Annotated in this window: 17 protein-coding genes; 8 read left to right on the top strand and 9 right to left on the bottom strand. The window is 63.2% G+C overall.

Annotated elements, in window-relative coordinates; translation table 11 throughout:
* Nucleotides 1-2: 2 nt before the first annotated feature.
* The 5 genes from FOY53_RS14930 to uxaC all read right to left on the bottom strand — a co-directional run bounded on the left by FOY53_RS14930 (nt 3) and on the right by uxaC (nt 4,619).
* Nucleotides 3-314 (bottom strand): cupin domain-containing protein, encoded by a 312-nt coding sequence (locus tag FOY53_RS14930; RefSeq protein WP_146590219.1) that lies wholly within the window; start codon nt 312-314, stop codon nt 3-5.
* Nucleotides 315-325: 11 nt separating this feature from the next.
* Complete coding sequence (locus FOY53_RS14925) at nt 326-1,606, bottom strand: TRAP transporter large permease (RefSeq protein WP_146590217.1); 1,281 nt, start codon at nt 1,604-1,606, stop codon at nt 326-328.
* A gap of 3 nt (nt 1,607-1,609) precedes the next feature.
* Nucleotides 1,610-2,122 carry a TRAP transporter small permease gene (locus FOY53_RS14920; RefSeq protein ID WP_146590215.1) on the bottom strand — a complete coding sequence of 171 codons (513 nt, stop codon included), beginning with the start codon at nt 2,120-2,122 and terminating at the stop codon, nt 1,610-1,612.
* Nucleotides 2,123-2,197: 75 nt separating this feature from the next.
* The gene (locus FOY53_RS14915) at nt 2,198-3,181 is read right to left on the bottom strand and encodes a TRAP transporter substrate-binding protein (RefSeq protein WP_146590213.1); all 984 of its coding nucleotides are present in this window, start codon (nt 3,179-3,181) and stop codon (nt 2,198-2,200) included.
* Between the two features lie 28 nt (nt 3,182-3,209).
* Nucleotides 3,210-4,619, bottom strand: coding sequence for a glucuronate isomerase (gene uxaC, locus FOY53_RS14910; RefSeq protein WP_146590211.1), 1,410 nt, complete (start codon nt 4,617-4,619; stop codon nt 3,210-3,212).
* Nucleotides 4,620-4,730: 111 nt separating this feature from the next.
* Between uxaC and FOY53_RS14905 the strand changes: the two genes are divergently transcribed.
* Together FOY53_RS14905 and FOY53_RS14900 are read left to right on the top strand one after the other, a co-directional pair.
* Nucleotides 4,731-5,429, top strand: a complete 699-nt coding sequence (locus FOY53_RS14905; protein ID WP_146590209.1) for a GntR family transcriptional regulator — start codon at nt 4,731-4,733, stop codon at nt 5,427-5,429.
* Nucleotides 5,430-5,434: 5 nt separating this feature from the next.
* The gene (locus FOY53_RS14900) at nt 5,435-6,346 is read left to right on the top strand and encodes a sugar kinase (RefSeq protein WP_222435265.1); all 912 of its coding nucleotides are present in this window, start codon (nt 5,435-5,437) and stop codon (nt 6,344-6,346) included.
* A gap of 245 nt (nt 6,347-6,591) precedes the next feature.
* Here the strand turns inward: FOY53_RS14900 and FOY53_RS14890 are convergent, their stop codons facing one another.
* Genes FOY53_RS14890 through FOY53_RS14880 form a run of 3 tightly spaced genes read right to left on the bottom strand, consistent with a single transcriptional unit; the run spans nt 6,592 to nt 7,339 of the window.
* Nucleotides 6,592-6,810, bottom strand: coding sequence for an ABC transporter substrate-binding protein (locus FOY53_RS14890; RefSeq protein ID WP_146590206.1), 219 nt, complete (start codon nt 6,808-6,810; stop codon nt 6,592-6,594).
* Nucleotides 6,811-6,827: 17 nt separating this feature from the next.
* Nucleotides 6,828-6,992: a hypothetical protein gene (locus FOY53_RS14885; protein WP_146590204.1), complete on the bottom strand. Its 165-nt coding sequence runs from the start codon at nt 6,990-6,992 to the stop codon at nt 6,828-6,830.
* Nucleotides 6,989-7,339 (bottom strand): hypothetical protein, encoded by a 351-nt coding sequence (locus tag FOY53_RS14880; RefSeq protein ID WP_146590202.1) that lies wholly within the window; start codon nt 7,337-7,339, stop codon nt 6,989-6,991. The genes FOY53_RS14885 and FOY53_RS14880 overlap by 4 nt, the downstream gene beginning before the upstream one ends.
* Before the next feature lie 171 nt (nt 7,340-7,510).
* On the opposite strand from FOY53_RS14880, the gene FOY53_RS14875 reads away from it, so the two are divergent.
* The gene (locus tag FOY53_RS14875) at nt 7,511-8,002 is read left to right on the top strand and encodes a UTRA domain-containing protein (protein WP_281289575.1); all 492 of its coding nucleotides are present in this window, start codon (nt 7,511-7,513) and stop codon (nt 8,000-8,002) included.
* A gap of 106 nt (nt 8,003-8,108) precedes the next feature.
* Nucleotides 8,109-8,870, top strand: a complete 762-nt coding sequence (locus tag FOY53_RS14870) for a phosphatase PAP2 family protein (protein WP_146590198.1) — start codon at nt 8,109-8,111, stop codon at nt 8,868-8,870.
* A gap of 36 nt (nt 8,871-8,906) precedes the next feature.
* Here FOY53_RS14870 and FOY53_RS14865 read toward each other — a convergent pair whose 3' ends face one another.
* A complete protein-coding gene (locus tag FOY53_RS14865; protein WP_246107417.1) occupies nt 8,907-9,842 on the bottom strand; it encodes a LysR family transcriptional regulator in 936 nt (311 codons plus the stop codon).
* A 199-nt stretch (nt 9,843-10,041) separates the two neighbouring features.
* Here FOY53_RS14865 and FOY53_RS14860 point away from each other — a divergent pair, with 199 nt between their 5' ends.
* The 4 genes from FOY53_RS14860 (at nt 10,042) to FOY53_RS14845 (ending at nt 14,184) form a co-directional block, all read left to right on the top strand.
* The gene (locus FOY53_RS14860; protein WP_146590194.1) at nt 10,042-11,106 is read left to right on the top strand and encodes an ABC transporter substrate-binding protein; all 1,065 of its coding nucleotides are present in this window, start codon (nt 10,042-10,044) and stop codon (nt 11,104-11,106) included.
* 58 nt (nt 11,107-11,164) lie between these two features.
* On the top strand, nt 11,165-11,974 hold the full coding sequence (locus FOY53_RS14855) for an ATP-binding cassette domain-containing protein (RefSeq protein ID WP_146590192.1): 810 nt from the start codon (nt 11,165-11,167) through the stop codon (nt 11,972-11,974).
* 32 nt (nt 11,975-12,006) lie between these two features.
* Nucleotides 12,007-13,209 carry a sugar ABC transporter permease gene (locus FOY53_RS14850; protein ID WP_146590190.1) on the top strand — a complete coding sequence of 401 codons (1,203 nt, stop codon included), beginning with the start codon at nt 12,007-12,009 and terminating at the stop codon, nt 13,207-13,209.
* Between the two features lie 96 nt (nt 13,210-13,305).
* Nucleotides 13,306-14,184, top strand: a complete 879-nt coding sequence (locus FOY53_RS14845; RefSeq protein WP_146590188.1) for a sugar phosphate isomerase/epimerase family protein — start codon at nt 13,306-13,308, stop codon at nt 14,182-14,184.
* The last annotated feature ends 13 nt before the right edge of the window (nt 14,185-14,197 follow it).

The following is a 14,197-nucleotide window of genomic DNA, read 5'->3' as shown; positions in this document are numbered from 1 at the left end:
ATTTACAGAAAATCGTCGCGACGGGGTGTGAATGTATCAATCAGGGTGCCGGCCTCGAGGCAGGTGCAGCCGTGGCGCGCTTCGGACGGGATCACGAAGCTGTCGCCGGGACCGACCTCAAAGCTGTCGCCGTCGATGGTGAAGCGGAATCGTCCGCTTTCCACAAACGTTGCCTGCACATGCGGGTGGTTGTGCAGCTTGCCTTCGGCACCGTCCTGAAAGCGGAAGGCGACAACCATCAGCGCCTCGTTTTCCGACAGCACCTGGCGGCGCACACCGGTATCGGCTTCGATCTCGGGGTAGGAGTTCAGCATTGCAGGTTTCCTCAGTGGAACAGCGCGGGCAGCCAGAGCGACAGCGCCGGAATGTAGGTGACAGCCATCAGCGTGGCGAAGGCCGCGCCGTAGAACGGCCAGATTGATTTCATCGCTTCAGAGATCGGGATGCGACCCACGGCACAGCCGACGAACAGCACGGCGCCGACGGGCGGGGTGCACAGGCCGATGCCGAGGTTCAGGATCAGGATCACCCCGAAATGCACCGGATCGACGCCAAAGGCCTGGGCCACGGGCAGAAAGATCGGCGTGGTGATCACGATCAGCGGCGACATGTCCATGAAGGTGCCGAGGATCAGCAGCATCACGTTCATCAGCAGCAGGATCACGATGGGGTTGTTGGACACGCCCTGAAGCGCGCTGACCATTGCGGCGGGCACCCGGGTGTAGGCCAGCAGCCAGCCAAAGGCCGCCGCACAACCGATGACCATCAGCACCATCGCGGTGGTGCGTACCGAGGCAAAGGTCGCTTCGACAAAGTCGTGCCAGCTGAGCGTGCGGTAGACAAAGAAGGTCACCAGCATGGCATAGACCACGGCAATGTTCGAGGATTCAGACGCGGTGAAGATGCCCGAACGCACGCCGCCAAAGATGATGGCGACAAGGATCAGACCGGGCGCGGCACTTGCGAACAGCGTGCCGAGCATCCGCCAGCCGGGAAACGCCTGGATGGGGTAGCCACGCTTCTTCGCCACGAGGTAGGCGGCGATCATCAGCGACAGCGCCAGAACAAAGCCCGGGATGATGCCGGCGGTGAACAGGTCGGCGATCGAAATCTTGCCGCCTGCCGAGATCGAATAGATGATCATGTTGTGGCTGGGCGGCAGCAGCAGCGCGATGATCGAGCTTACGACCGTGACACTGACAGCATAATCAACATCGTAGCCGCGTTCCTTCATCTGCGGCACCATCAGGCCGCCAACGGCGCTCGCATCGGCGGCGGCAGAGCCGGACACGCCGCCGAACATCACCGAGGCCAGGACGTTGACCTGCCCCAGTCCGCCACGCAGGTGGCCGACAAAGCCGCCTGCAAGCGCGACAAGGCGCCTTGCGATATCTCCGCGTACCATCAGGTCGCCGGCAAAGATGAAGAAGGGAATGGCCATCAGCGCGAACACCGACACCCCGGAATTGAGCCGCTGGAACACCACCACCGGCGGCAGTCCCAGATAGAGCACGGTCGCAAAGGACGACACGCCCAAGCAGAACGCGACCGGTGTACCGATCAGCAACAGCACCACGAAGGTGCCAAACAGAACCCAAAGTTCCATCACTCAGTTCTCCACGTCGGAAGCATCGCCAAAGCGGGCGGTTTGCAGGCCGGCGGCGCGGCGCGCCACCCGTTCCAGCGAAAAGAGCAGCACCAGGACGCCGCCCCCCACGATGGGAATGAAATCGAATGCGCCCGATATGCCGAGCGAGGGCAGCTTGTTTCCGGCCGTCTTGGCCGCCAGTTCCCAGCCGAACCAGATCATGCCGCCGCCAAAGGCCGCGACGACCAGATCGGAAACCGAGAACAGGAACAGCTTGGCCTTGTCCGGCAGGACATAGAGCAGCACGTCAAAGGACAGGTGATAGCCTTCGCGGATGCCCACGGCGGCGCCGAGAAAGATGAACCAGCCCATGATCATCACCGAGGCGGGCTCGCTCCAGATCAGGGAAGAATTGAGAAGATAGCGGAACACCACCTGCGCCGCGATGATCACTGTCATCAGGACGAGGCCAATTCCGGCGATCCAGAGGGCGATCCGTGCCAGAAGGCCGGTCGCCAGCGCGACTTTTTGCATGATGTCCGCTCAATCAAAGGGAAAAGGGTGCGGCCCGTGCGGGAGAGGGCACGGGCCGCGGGAAGCGAGCGGTCGTTATTCAGTTGCCTGAATGCGCTCGACCATGCTCTTGAGCGTGTCGTCAGTGACGTATTTTTCGTAAACCGGGACCATCGCCTCGATGAACGGAGTCTTGTCGATGTCGATCACGATCTCGACGCCGGCGGCGCGAACCTTGTCTTCCGATACCTTTTCCTGTGCGGCCCAGAGTTCCCGCATGACGGGAGTCGAATCCTTGGCAGCCTGACGCACAAGCGCCTGGTCCTCGGGGCTGAGCTTGTCCCAGGAAATCTTGGACATCACCAGAACTTCGGGAACGATCAGGTGCTGATCGAGGGTGTAGTACTTGGCGACTTCGAAGTGGCCCGAGGTGTCGTAGGACGGCCAGTTGTTTTCGGCCCCGTCGATGACACCGGTCTGGATGCTGGAATACACCTCGCCGTAAGGCATCGGGGTTGCGTTTGCGCCCAGGGCCGACACCATGTCGACGAACATGTCCGACTGCATGACGCGGAACTTCATTCCCGCCATGTCGGCCATCGAGGTGATCGGCTTTTCCGAGTTGTAAAAGCTGCGCGAACCGCCATCGTAGAACGTCAGGCCAACCAGATCGGCACCGGCAAACGCGTCAAGGATTTCCTGACCGATGGGGCCGTCCATCACCTTGTGCATGTGCTCGACCGAGCGGAAGATGTAGGGCAGGGACGGAACCTGGGTTTCCGGCACGATGTTGTTGAACGGCCCGAGCGAGACGCGGTTGAGGTCGATCACCCCGAACTGGGTCTGTTCGATGGTGTCCTTTTCTTCGCCCAGCTGGGCCGAGGCGAAGATTTCGACGCAGATGCGTCCGTCGGACTTGGCCTTGAGGTCCTCGCCCATCGACTTGACCGCAGCGACGGTGGGATAGCCGTCCGGGTGGGTGTCGGACGACTTCAGCGTCACTTCGCATTCCGCCCAGGCGGCGCCGCTCAGGGCTACGCTGGCCAGCAGTGCGCCTGCAAGAGTTCTGGTGATTTTCATTTAGGGTCTCCTCCCTGAAATGGCCCGATCAGAGCCGGTAGGCCTGTTTGACAAGCCGGTACGTGAGGTCCTGTGCGACCTCGTAGGCCTCGTCCTCGTGCAGCCGCCCTGTGGCGACCAACGTGGCGAGGTATGCACAATCCACGCGCCGGGCGACGTCATGCCGGGCGGGAATGGAACAGAAGGCGCGGGTGTCATCGTTGAACCCGGCGGTGTTGTAGAAGCCTGCGGTTTCGGTCACGTTTTCGCGGAACCGTTTCATGCCTTCGGCGGAATCGAAGAACCACCACGGCGGTCCGAGCTTCAGCGCCGGATAGACGCCTGCCAGCGGCGCCAGTTCGCGCGACTGGGTGGTTTCATCCAGCATGAACAGGATCACGGACAGCCGCGGGTCGGTGCCAAAGGCATCCAGCAACGGCTTGATGTCGCCGACGAAATCGGTGCGACCCGGAATGTCGAACCCCTTGTCACGCCCGAAGCGGTCAAAGATCGCCGGGCTGTGATTGCGCCGCGAACCGGCATGGATTTGCAGGACCAGACCGTCGTCAATGCTCATCCGGGCCATTTCGGTCAGCATCTGGCCGCGGAATGCGTCGGCGTCCTCGGCGCTGGCGCCGCCGCCCTTGACGCGGTCAAACAGCGCCTCGGCCTGCGCAGAGGACAGGTTTTCGGTGCGGGCAGAGGGGTGGCCATGATCAGAGGCGGTCGCGCCGTGGTCCTTGAAGAATGCGCGGCGGATGCGGTGCGCGTCCAGGTATCCGGCCCAGGTCAGGGTGTCCGCGCCGGTCAGTGCGCCAAAGGTGACGAGGTTGGCGGCAAAATCGGGGAAATCGGGGTCAACCACCGAATCCGGGCGATAGGTGGTCACCACCTTGCCGCCGGTCCAGCCGGAGTCGCCGATCATCCTGTGCCACTTCAGGTCGTCCAGCGCGCTTTCGGTGGTGGCGATCAATTCGATGTTGAAGCGTTCGAACAGCGCCCGCGGCAGGAACTCGGGTCTGGCCAGGCAGTCGCTGATGTGATCGTAGATCCGGTCGGCGCTGGCAGGGGTGAATTCTTCTTCGATGCCAAAGACTTCGGCAAAGGCATGATCCACCCACATCCGCGACGGGGTGGCGCGCAGCAGATAATAGTTCTCGGCGAACAGCTTCCAGATCTTGCGGCCGTCGGTTTCCGTCGGGCCGCCGTCGGCGCGCGGCACACCCAGGGATTCCAGCGGCACCCCCTGCGAGAACAGCATCCGGAACACGTAATGATCCGGCGTCACGAACAGCTGTGCCGGATCCGGAAAGGCCGCGTTTTCGGCGTACCAGCGCGGGTCGGTGTGGCCATGCGGGCTGATGATCGGCAGGTCCTTGATGGAATCGTGCAGGGCGCGCGCCAGTCCGCGGGCACTGTCTTCGATGGGGAACAGTCTGTCAGGATGTAGTCTGGGCAAGGAACCGCTCGCTTTCCGATCTTGATGTGATGATCTAAGTTATCACAGTCTAGTATTCTGGGCTACTGATATGCTAGTTTGGTAGTGCGGTCAATCCACAGGAGTCGCCTCATGTCTGAAAATGCCGGTTTGGGCACACTGGAACCGCTGGCGCGGGCCTCTGTCACCGATCAGGTGTACGAGGCGTTGCACGCGCAGGTCCTGTCGCTGGCCTTGCCGCCGGGCACGAAAATGTCGGAATCCGAGGTGGCCAAACAACTTGGCGTCTCGCGGCAGCCGGTGCGCGATGCCTTTTACCGGCTGTCCAAGCTGGGCTTTCTGGTGATCCAGCCGCAAAAGGCGACTCTGGTCAGCAAGATCCACATTCAGGACGTGCGCCGGGCGCGGTTCATCCGGACCGCAATCGAAGTCGAGGTGATGCGAATCGCTGCCGAGAGTTTTGGTCCGGCGGATTTTGCCGCGCTCCAGCCGAATCTGGACGCACAGAAGATTGCCGTCGCCCAGGAGGACCGTGCTGCCTTTCACAAGCTGGACGATGCGTTCCACCAGATTCTGTGCGCCCGCTCCGGGGTGGAATTCGTCTGGGATGCAGTGCGCGAGAGCAAGGGACACACCGACCGGGTCCGGTTTCTGTCGCTCGCCTCGGGGTCGCAGCGCGCTTATGAGGACCACCTTGTGATCGTCGAAGCCTTGAGGAACGGCAATTCCGAGGAGGCAGTCACCGCCATGCGTGCCCATCTGGGCACCATAGAATCAATCATCAAACAATTGCGGGAAACCAACCACAGTTGGTTCCTGGACGAGGAGTAATTCAAATGCGTCTGGTTTTTATCGGCGAGTGCATGGTCGAAATCGCCCCCGATGGCGCTGCCTTTCGCAAGGGCTTCGCGGGGGACACCTTCAATATGGCCTGGTACGCGCGGCAGCTGGGTCCGCGCGACTGGGATATCGACTATGTCTCGGCCATTGGCCGCGACGCGGTATCGGATGAGCTGGCCGCGTTCATGTCCGCCGCAGGGGTGGGCACAGCCCATGTACAGCGCCGCGACGACCGCACGCTGGGTCTGTACCTGATCAGCCTGCAGGATGGCGAGCGCAGCTTTTCCTACTGGCGCAGCCAGAGCGCGGCGCGGTGCCTGGCCGAGGATCCCGCGGCACTGGCGCAGGCGTTTGACGGCGCCGACATGGTCTGTCTTTCGGGAATCACCATCGCGGTCCTCGAAGGTGCAGGACGCGACAACCTCGCGGCGGCGCTGGCGGCCTTTCGCAAGGCGGGAGGTCAGGTGGCGTTTGATCCCAACATCCGCCCGCGGCTCTGGGCCGATGCCGGTGAGATGCGCGACACGGTGATGCGCTTTGCCGGGCTCAGCGACATCGTGCTGGCCTCGTTCGACGACGAAACCTCGCACTTTGGCGACGCCTCGCCGCAGGATACGCTGGAACGCTACAGGTCGGCAGGGGTGCCGCGGATCATCGTCAAGAACGGCGCCGATCCGGTGCTGGGGGCAGAGGGCGGCGAGACGGTGACAGTTGCCCCGAGGCCGGTTGCCCGGGTGGTCGATTCCACCGCCGCCGGCGACAGCTTCAACGCCGGCTTTCTGGTGAGCGCCCTGTCGGGCGGCACCATGGCCGAAAACATCACCGCCGGGGCCGCGCTGTCGCGCGAGGTGATTCAGCACGCCGGTGCCTTGTCGAAACAGGCGGTGGCCGCGCGCAGCCTGTCCTGAGGCCGGGCGCCAGCGCCGGGCCTGTCGCAAAGCCGACGGGTGTGGCGCCGCGCATCTCTCGACCCGATGTCGGGGTTTGCGGTGGTTCGGCGCGACACCCGGTCCGCTGTCTGGGTGCAGCTTGTGGCTGCTCTGCCCCCTGCAATCTGGACCGCTTCAAGCTGGAGTTCCGGGCTAAGTTCTCCTGGCTGGGAGAGGCGCGGAAACGCACGAAAGCATCGAGGTTCACAGCGGCGCAGAAGGCGTTAATCCTGAAGCAGGGCGGCGGCAGCGCCGACCGCATCCGGGAATGTCTTGACCTCGATGCGATCGAGGCAGGGTTGGCCGACGACGAAATAGTCCGGGTTCCTTTCGGCGATGGCCACATCGTCAGCCAAGTATTCAGCAAGCCGGAACGGGCCAGAGCCAACCGGCGTCTGCATCAGGCTGTCAAAGTCCTGGGTGAAGATCACGGTGGGCAGCACCAGGGCCGCGGGATAGGTCAGTGTGACCGGCGTTCGGCACAGGGCGAGGCGGTGCGGAGGATCACGCCGAAATCGCCGTCGGCAACGACCTCGGTGATCGGACCCAGGTTGCGGCTGCCGGGGGCGGCGGTTGCGGGATCGAGCAGCTTGGTGAACGTGGCCACGACATCGGCTGAGGTCACCGGCGCTCCGTTCGAGAAGACGGCATCTCGCGCAGGCTAAAAAGCCACCCGGTGGCATTAGCATTGGCATTGGCGCTCCAGTCGGTGGCAAGATCGGGCTGCGCCGACATGTCGGCGGCCAGAGTGGTGAGGCCGGAATGCAGCAGTTCGCCCGGCAGGTATTCCGGGTTCAGCCGCGACAGCATGGGATTGAGCACCGACGGGGTGATGTTCAGCGCAAGGCGCAGCGTACCGTCCCTCTGAATGCCCTCGGCATGTGCCTTCTGCAGCGGACCGGGCAGGGTGGCCAGGGTCGCTCCGGCGGCTGTGGCTGTGGGAAAGTCGCGGCGGTTGAGTTTCGAGGTCATCTGAGTATTCTTCTGTCGGGGTTTTGGCCCGTCTTTGCGCGGGGTTGGATTTGGCAAAGTCGGCGAGAAAATAGGCGATGGCGTCGGACAGTTCGCAAGGATCCTGAACGGTGGTGAATTCATCGGCGGCTGGACATTGCGCTCGGGCTGCGACAGGCCGCCAAGCAGCATGTGGCGCAGTCCGGCCTTCCGCACCCAGCCAAAGTCTGGCGAGGTCCCCGAGCCATACCGGGCAAAGAGCGACTCGATCAGATCGACAAAGGCAGCATACCCGTCCCCGAAGCGGAAGCCACGGCTCCCGCGGCGCCGGTGGCCGTCATGCTGTGCCAGCGGATGATCGAAAGTCGTGTCGTCATGGTGGACCGGGTGACGAGGCCACCGGCAAATGTGCCGGATTTTCTGGCACAGGCCGCAGAGGTGCCGGTGCTGGTGTTCAAATGGCTGCTCGAGCACCACGGGTTGCGCATCGCGGCGGTGCGCGAACGTCTCGCCACCCGGCTCGCCACCCCCGGGGATCTGCGGCTGCTGAACCTTCCCGAGGACGATGTAGGCGCCTTGCTGGACATCGACGCGGTGTCCTGCGATTCGATGAACCGGCCTCTGGTCGCCACAAGGCCTGCCGCACTGACCGAAGATCATTGCCATATCAACGAGATCCGCTGATCCTGACGAACGCGCGTCGGCGGCCTTGACGGGTGGCGCGCAGCTCGGGTCGGATCATTCGGGAAAAAATCTGCGGTAACGCCCGGGCCTGACTTGGCGCGGGAGAATGCAGGACCATGTTCAGAAGCTGGATCAATTCGGAGACGTCATGCAATTGCCCGCCCCCCTGACCGCTCTGCTGCGCAGGGCAGAGACCGTAACACTGACCGCGCTGTTGGTGATCATGGCCGCGTTATGGGCGTTCTTTGCCCTGGCGGCCGAAATGGTTGATGGCGACCTGCGCACCTTTGACGAGGCGGTTCTGCTTGCCCTGCGCACCCCCGGTGATCCGGCGAACCCGATTGGCGGACCGCAGATCCAGATCGCGATGCGGGATATCACTGCGCTGGGCGGAGTCACGGTGCTGACACTTGTGTCGCTCCTGGTGATCATCTTTCTCGTCCTGCGCCGCCAGGCGGCCTCGGCGCTGTTCCTGGCAATCACCATCCTGGGCGGGCAGTCGCTGTCGCATCTGGCAAAGTCGGGCTATTCGCGTCCGCGCCCGGATCTTGTGCCACACGGCGTCGAGGTCGCAACCGCGTCGTTTCCCTCCGGGCATTCGCTGATGGCGGCGGTCACCTATCTGACCCTGGCGGTCATGCTGGCCCGTGTCGAAAAGCGCGGTCGGATAAGGGCCTTTTACATGCTTTGCGCCGGGCTGTTGACGGTGCTTGTCGGGGTCAGCCGGGTCTATCTCGGGGTGCACTGGCCATCGGATGTGCTGGCCGGTTGGACACTGGGCGCGGCATGGGCGCTGGGCGTCTGGATCGTGGCGCGCGCACTGGCCCGTCGCGGCCAGATCGAACCGGAGCGGCCGACAGACAGCTGAACCGGCGCCGCAGGGGTGATGGCACTCAGCCCTCCGTCAGTCGCCACGGCCCCAATCAAAGTTCCTCTCGTGCTCGCGGATCAGCGATCGCAACTCGGCGAAAGCCGATATGACGTGCTCTGCAAAGCGGGTAGCGCTGGCCGGTGCCGGGCTTACGCCAGAGCGCAGGATGGCAAGCGAGCGCGGCGGATGCGCCAGATCAAGCGGGAGGGCGGTGATCTCTTCCGACTTTCGCATCGCGAAGACAACGCTGTGGGGCAGAATCGTCAGGCTGTCACTGGCTTTGAGGTGATTGACGAGGCTGGTCAGCGAGCCGCCGGTGTAAACCACCGACACCTGCCTCGCACCGATCGCGAGGAGCGCCGTGCGCAGGTCTGCGATGAGGGGGCTGCCGCGCGGCGGTTCGATCCAGCGGTATTCCAGCAGCGCCTCGGCACGGAGCGGTCGAACATGTGTAAGCGGATGACCGACGCGACAGGCGACGACGTTCCGACCGGGAAGAAGTTCCTCGAAGCTCAGATCTTCGTCACCTTCTCCGAGTAACTCGACCGGACAGATGGCGAGGTCGATCTGCCCGCTCTTCACCAGAGCTTTCAGTTCTGCGGTGTATCCGTAACGCTGATCGACCCTGACGCTGGGATGGGCGCCGTGGAACTCGGCAATCATCCCCGAGATCAGCGCGTCCGTGAAGTAGGGGGTGCCTCCGATCCTGACGGTGCCCCTTTCGCCCAGACGCAAGGCGTCCGCGACGTCCGCACTGCGTCGCGCGGCAAGCCGGATCGCGTCCCCCTGTTCGGCCAGGGCACGCCCCAGCAGCGTCGGTTGCAGCGGTCGGCGGTCGCGCAGTATCAGGGGCTGGCCGAGGCGCGCTTCGAGCGCTGTCAGCATCCGGCTGATTGCGGGCTGACTGGTGCCAAGCAGCGTCGCAGCCTCTGTAAGGCCGCCGGTTTCGACGATGGCGGACAGTTGCATGAGGTGGCGCGGATCAATTTTCATATCAGAATGATATACTGTGCGACCCAGAAGTCATTTCCAATCATCATGTTGCTTAAGTTAATGATTTCGTGTCCGACGCCTCAACAGGCAAAACCGGAACGGAATGGCAGCGCACGCAGAGGGGGCGTAGCTCCAGAACACCAATTTTGCAACTTTCCCAAGGGAGGAAATCTTGATGAGACTGCTACTGACCGCGCTTCTTGCGACGACGGCGATTGCCGGTTCCGCACATGCGCAGGACGCAAAAAAAGTCTTTTTTCTGCTGCCGAACACCACCACTATCCGCTTTGAGAGCCGCGACGCTCCGTTCTTCGTCGAAGCGATGAAAGAGAAGATGCCGGGCGCCGCCGTCACCGTGCAGAACGCGCAGGGCGATCCGCAGCAGCAGCAACGCCAGATCGAGGACGCCATCGCGCAGGGCGCGGACCTGATCATGCTGACTTCGGCTGATGCCAACCTTGTCGCTGGTGGCCTTGCCGCTGCCGAAGTCGATGGCGTGCCGGTCGTTCTCTACGATCACGATGCGATCGGCGGAAAGGCCGAGGCGCATGTCGTGTTTGATTCCCTCTCGGTCGGCCAGGCCCAGGGCAAGCGCGCCGCCGAACTCATCCAGGGCATGGACAAGGCGGTGGTCAAGGTGGCCCGGGTCAAGGGCAACCAGGGCGAATTCGGCACCGGCCAGTACGAAAAGGGCCAGAACGAGTTCCTGACACCGCTGATCGAATCCGGAAAGGTCGAGGTTGTCTGCGAGCAATACACCCGCAACTGGGATCCGACTCTGGCGCAGAGCTTTGCCGAAGATTGCCTGACCCGCACCGGCGGTGACGTCGACATATTCGTCGGCATGAATGACGGCACCACCGGCGGCTCCGTGGCCGCGCTGATCAGCCAGGGCTACCAGCCCGGAGAGAAGCTCGTCACAGGCGGGCAGGACGCCACGGTCGAGGCGCTGCGCTACATTGCACAGGGCTGGCAGGACAACTCGGTCCTGAAAGACCTGAAGGTAGAGGCGAATGCCGCCGCCGATGTCGCCGCTTCGATCCTTGCCGGAAACGGCGTGCCACAGGATCTGGTGAATGGCACGGTGAACAATCAATATCTGGATGTTCCGGCCATCTTCCTCCCGGTGTCGAACATCACGATGGATACCCTGGACGAGGTTGTCGCCAAGGGTGTCTGGACCTGGGCAGAGATCTGCCAGGGTATCGAGAGCACCGAGGTCTGCGCGGCCAATCTCTAGGCCAGGCTGTGGGCGGCGTTGCGCCGCCCACTCACTCATCTAAGGGAGGAAACGACAGATGGCGGCATTGACAGCCGAGCAACAGAGAACGGTGGCGCCTGTCGGCGGGACACCACTGATCTCGATGCGCAACATTCAGAAACATTTTGGATCGCTGCACGCCCTGCGTGGCGCATCGGTGGATGTCCATGCAGGCGAAGTGGTTGCGCTCGTCGGGGACAATGGCGCGGGCAAATCCACCCTCGTCAAGGTGATGGCAGGCGTTCACGCCGCCGATTCAGGCGACTATCTGTTCGAGGGCAAGCCGGTGCGTGTGAACACGCCCACCGATGCGACCAGGCTGGGCATCCAGACGGTCTATCAGGATCTGGCATTGTGCCACAATCTCGACGCGGTGCAGAACCTGTTCCTCGGCAGGGAACTGACCGGTTCGCCCTGGGGCGGACGTCGTATCCGCCGGGCCGAGAGCGAGGTTCGTGCGCGCGAGGTTCTGACCCGGATGCGGCTTGGCGGCATGTCGCTGACCCGGCCGGTGGGCGCAATGTCCGGCGGCCAGAGGCAGAACATCGCCATCGCGCGTTCGATCCTCTGGACACCCAAGGTCGTCATTCTTGACGAACCTACCGCGGCGCTCAGCCATTCGGCCGCGGAAAGTGTCGCGACGCTGATCCGAACGCTGGCCGACCAGGGGCTGGGCATTGTCGTGGTCAGCCATGACATCCATCATTTTGTGGTGAATTCCACCGACCGCATCGAAGTCATGCGCCTGGGCGCCAATGTCGCGAGCTTCAAGTCCAGTGAGGTCACGGGCGAGCAGGTCGTGAACGCCATGGTCGGCGGCAACGAAGGCGTCAATCTCGCGGGATAACCGCAGTCACCCATCACTCGAGGACTTCACACATGGCCCATGTCAGCACAACCACGCTCCCACCCAAGCGCCGAAGTTTTAACGAACTTCTGTCGACCGATCTTCGTGCCCTGCCGATCGTCATCGGACTTGTCGCGCTGTGGATCTTCTTCGCTTCACAAAGCGATGTGTTCCTCACGCCGCGCAACCTCTCGAACCTGCTGGTGCAAAGCACCGTCGTCGGCATCATGGCCCTGGGCCTGATGTTCGTCCTGCTGGTCAAGGAAATCGATCTGTCCGTCGCCGCCATCAACGGCGTCACCTCGGTTCTGATGGCCAAACTCATCGTCGAGTTCGGTTTTTCGCCGTGGATCTCGGTTCCAATCGCCATCCTGCTTGGTGCGGGCATCGGCAGCCTGTCGGCGCGATGGGTCACCTTTGTCGGTGTCCCGTCATTCGTGGTCACCCTCGGACTCGGCCTTGCCCTCAATGGCCTGCAACTGATCCTGCTGCCCGAAACCGCCCGTTACAGCCTGAACGGAACCGGACTCGAGCGTATTGCCCTCACCAACATATCGGGCAGCTGGGCGTGGATCGTTCTCTTCATCGGATTGGCCGCCTTTGCCGCGCTGATCATCTCGGAAGTCGCCGGACGCCGGAAGGCCGGGCTTGAAACGGCCCTCGTGCAGGCCGTGGTACTGCCGATGGCCGCAGCCACCGTCTTTGGCATCATCGTGGTCATGATCCTGACCGCACACCAGGGCATCCCGCTCGTCCTGCTGATCTTTGCGGTCCTGCTCGGGATCGGGGGCTACATCCTGCGTGAGACGCAGTTCGGCCTGTTCCTCTACGCCGTCGGCAACAACGACGAAGCGGCGCGTCGGTCCGGCGTCAATGTGGCGCGGATCAAGATGGCCGCCTTTGCCATCGCCGGCGGTGTCGCGGCTCTGGCGGGCATCATCGCCGCCTCGCGCACTCTCGGGGTCGGGGTCTTCTCCGGAGGCGGCGTCGGTGGCGGCACCCTGTTGCTGGAATCGATTGCTGCGGCGGTGATCGGCGGAGTGAGCCTGTTTGGCGGCCGTGGGTCGATCCATGCGGCACTGCTGGGCGCGCTGGTGATTGGCACCGTGAGCAACGGATTGAATCTCATGGGTGTCGAGAACGAGATCCGCCTCATCGTCACCGGTCTCCTGCTGGTCCTGGCCGTCTCGATCGACAAGCTGATCGAAAAGACAACCGGGCAGCAAAGCTTCTGATACCCGGTCGCGCCCCGGCCCGACAGGGGCGCGACACTCTGCTCTGGCGGCGACCGCCTGATCCGTTTCAACAACAGCATCCCCCGAGGCCCAGAAATGAAAATCGACGACATCGACCTCTGCGCGTCCTACTGGACGGTCAGCGGTGCCACCTATCCAGGCGCGCCGAGCGAGGTCAGCCCCTTTCCACTGAAGGACCGCGCAGAAGTTTCGGGACGTGTCGGCTGGCGTGGCATGGGCTTCGTGATGGCCGATATGGAAGCCTCTCTCGCCCGGTACGGACTGCCGACAATACGCCGCATCTTCTCGGACAACGGCATCCGCCACGTCGAGCTCGAGTTTCTGGTGGACTGGCATCTTGACGGAGAGCCGCGTCTGGCATCGGAAAGGATGTACGACCGGATGCTGGAAATCGGCGCCGAACTGGGTGTCAAAAAGATCAAGCTTGGCGGCGGCGTCTTCGAGACGGGCGCGCCGGATCTTGCCGCGATGCGCGACGCGCTTGCCGGGATCTGCGAACGGGCGGCGCCGCTGGGCATCGACATCGTGATCGAGTTCCTGCCGTTTGCGAGCATCGACAGCATCGACCGCGGGCTGGCCCTGTTCGACGGGCTGGGCACCACCAACGGTGGCCTGCTTGTCGATACCTGGCATGTCCAGCGCGGCGGCATGACGGCCGAAGACATCCGCAAGATGCCTCCCGAACTTCTGCGGGCGGTCGAGCTTGACGACGCCGGGGCCGAGGTTCTGGGCACGCTGTTCAACGACTCGACGCATTACCGACGCCTTTGCGGCGAAGGCGCGATCGACATCCCGGCGCAGATCCAGGCAATCCTTGACGTCGGTTACCGCGGTTACTGGGGGGTCGAGCTGATCTCGGCCGCGCACCGCCACCTGCCGCTGGAGCTTGCCGCGCAGCGGGCATTCGACACCACAATGCAACAGTTCAAGGCCGTCGACCTGCCTGCCGACTGAGCCACCGACATCC

This window comes from Puniceibacterium confluentis (genome assembly GCF_007923445.1).
Taxonomy (GTDB): domain Bacteria; phylum Pseudomonadota; class Alphaproteobacteria; order Rhodobacterales; family Rhodobacteraceae; genus Puniceibacterium; species Puniceibacterium confluentis.
The sequence above is the reverse complement of the archived record's forward strand: the minus strand, read 5'-3'. Positions and strand labels throughout refer to the sequence as shown.

What these genes read in the sequence shown, in the direction of transcription:
- FOY53_RS14930 (WP_146590219.1), bottom strand. Translation starts at nt 314, where the DNA reads ATGCTGAACTCCTACCCCGAGATCGAAGCCGATACCGGTGTGCGCCGC.
- FOY53_RS14925 (WP_146590217.1), bottom strand. Translation starts at nt 1,606, where the DNA reads ATGGAACTTTGGGTTCTGTTTGGCACCTTCGTGGTGCTGTTGCTGATC.
- FOY53_RS14920 (WP_146590215.1), bottom strand. Translation starts at nt 2,122, where the DNA reads ATGCAAAAAGTCGCGCTGGCGACCGGCCTTCTGGCACGGATCGCCCTC.
- FOY53_RS14915 (WP_146590213.1), bottom strand. Translation starts at nt 3,181, where the DNA reads ATGAAAATCACCAGAACTCTTGCAGGCGCACTGCTGGCCAGCGTAGCC.
- FOY53_RS14905 (WP_146590209.1), top strand. Translation starts at nt 4,731, where the DNA reads ATGTCTGAAAATGCCGGTTTGGGCACACTGGAACCGCTGGCGCGGGCC.
- FOY53_RS14900 (WP_222435265.1), top strand. Translation starts at nt 5,435, where the DNA reads ATGCGTCTGGTTTTTATCGGCGAGTGCATGGTCGAAATCGCCCCCGAT.
- FOY53_RS14880 (WP_146590202.1), bottom strand. Translation starts at nt 7,339, where the DNA reads ATGACCTCGAAACTCAACCGCCGCGACTTTCCCACAGCCACAGCCGCC.
- FOY53_RS14870 (WP_146590198.1), top strand. Translation starts at nt 8,109, where the DNA reads ATGCAGGACCATGTTCAGAAGCTGGATCAATTCGGAGACGTCATGCAA.
- FOY53_RS14865 (WP_246107417.1), bottom strand. Translation starts at nt 9,842, where the DNA reads ATGCAACTGTCCGCCATCGTCGAAACCGGCGGCCTTACAGAGGCTGCG.
- FOY53_RS14860 (WP_146590194.1), top strand. Translation starts at nt 10,042, where the DNA reads ATGAGACTGCTACTGACCGCGCTTCTTGCGACGACGGCGATTGCCGGT.
- FOY53_RS14855 (WP_146590192.1), top strand. Translation starts at nt 11,165, where the DNA reads ATGGCGGCATTGACAGCCGAGCAACAGAGAACGGTGGCGCCTGTCGGC.
- FOY53_RS14850 (WP_146590190.1), top strand. Translation starts at nt 12,007, where the DNA reads ATGGCCCATGTCAGCACAACCACGCTCCCACCCAAGCGCCGAAGTTTT.
- FOY53_RS14845 (WP_146590188.1), top strand. Translation starts at nt 13,306, where the DNA reads ATGAAAATCGACGACATCGACCTCTGCGCGTCCTACTGGACGGTCAGC.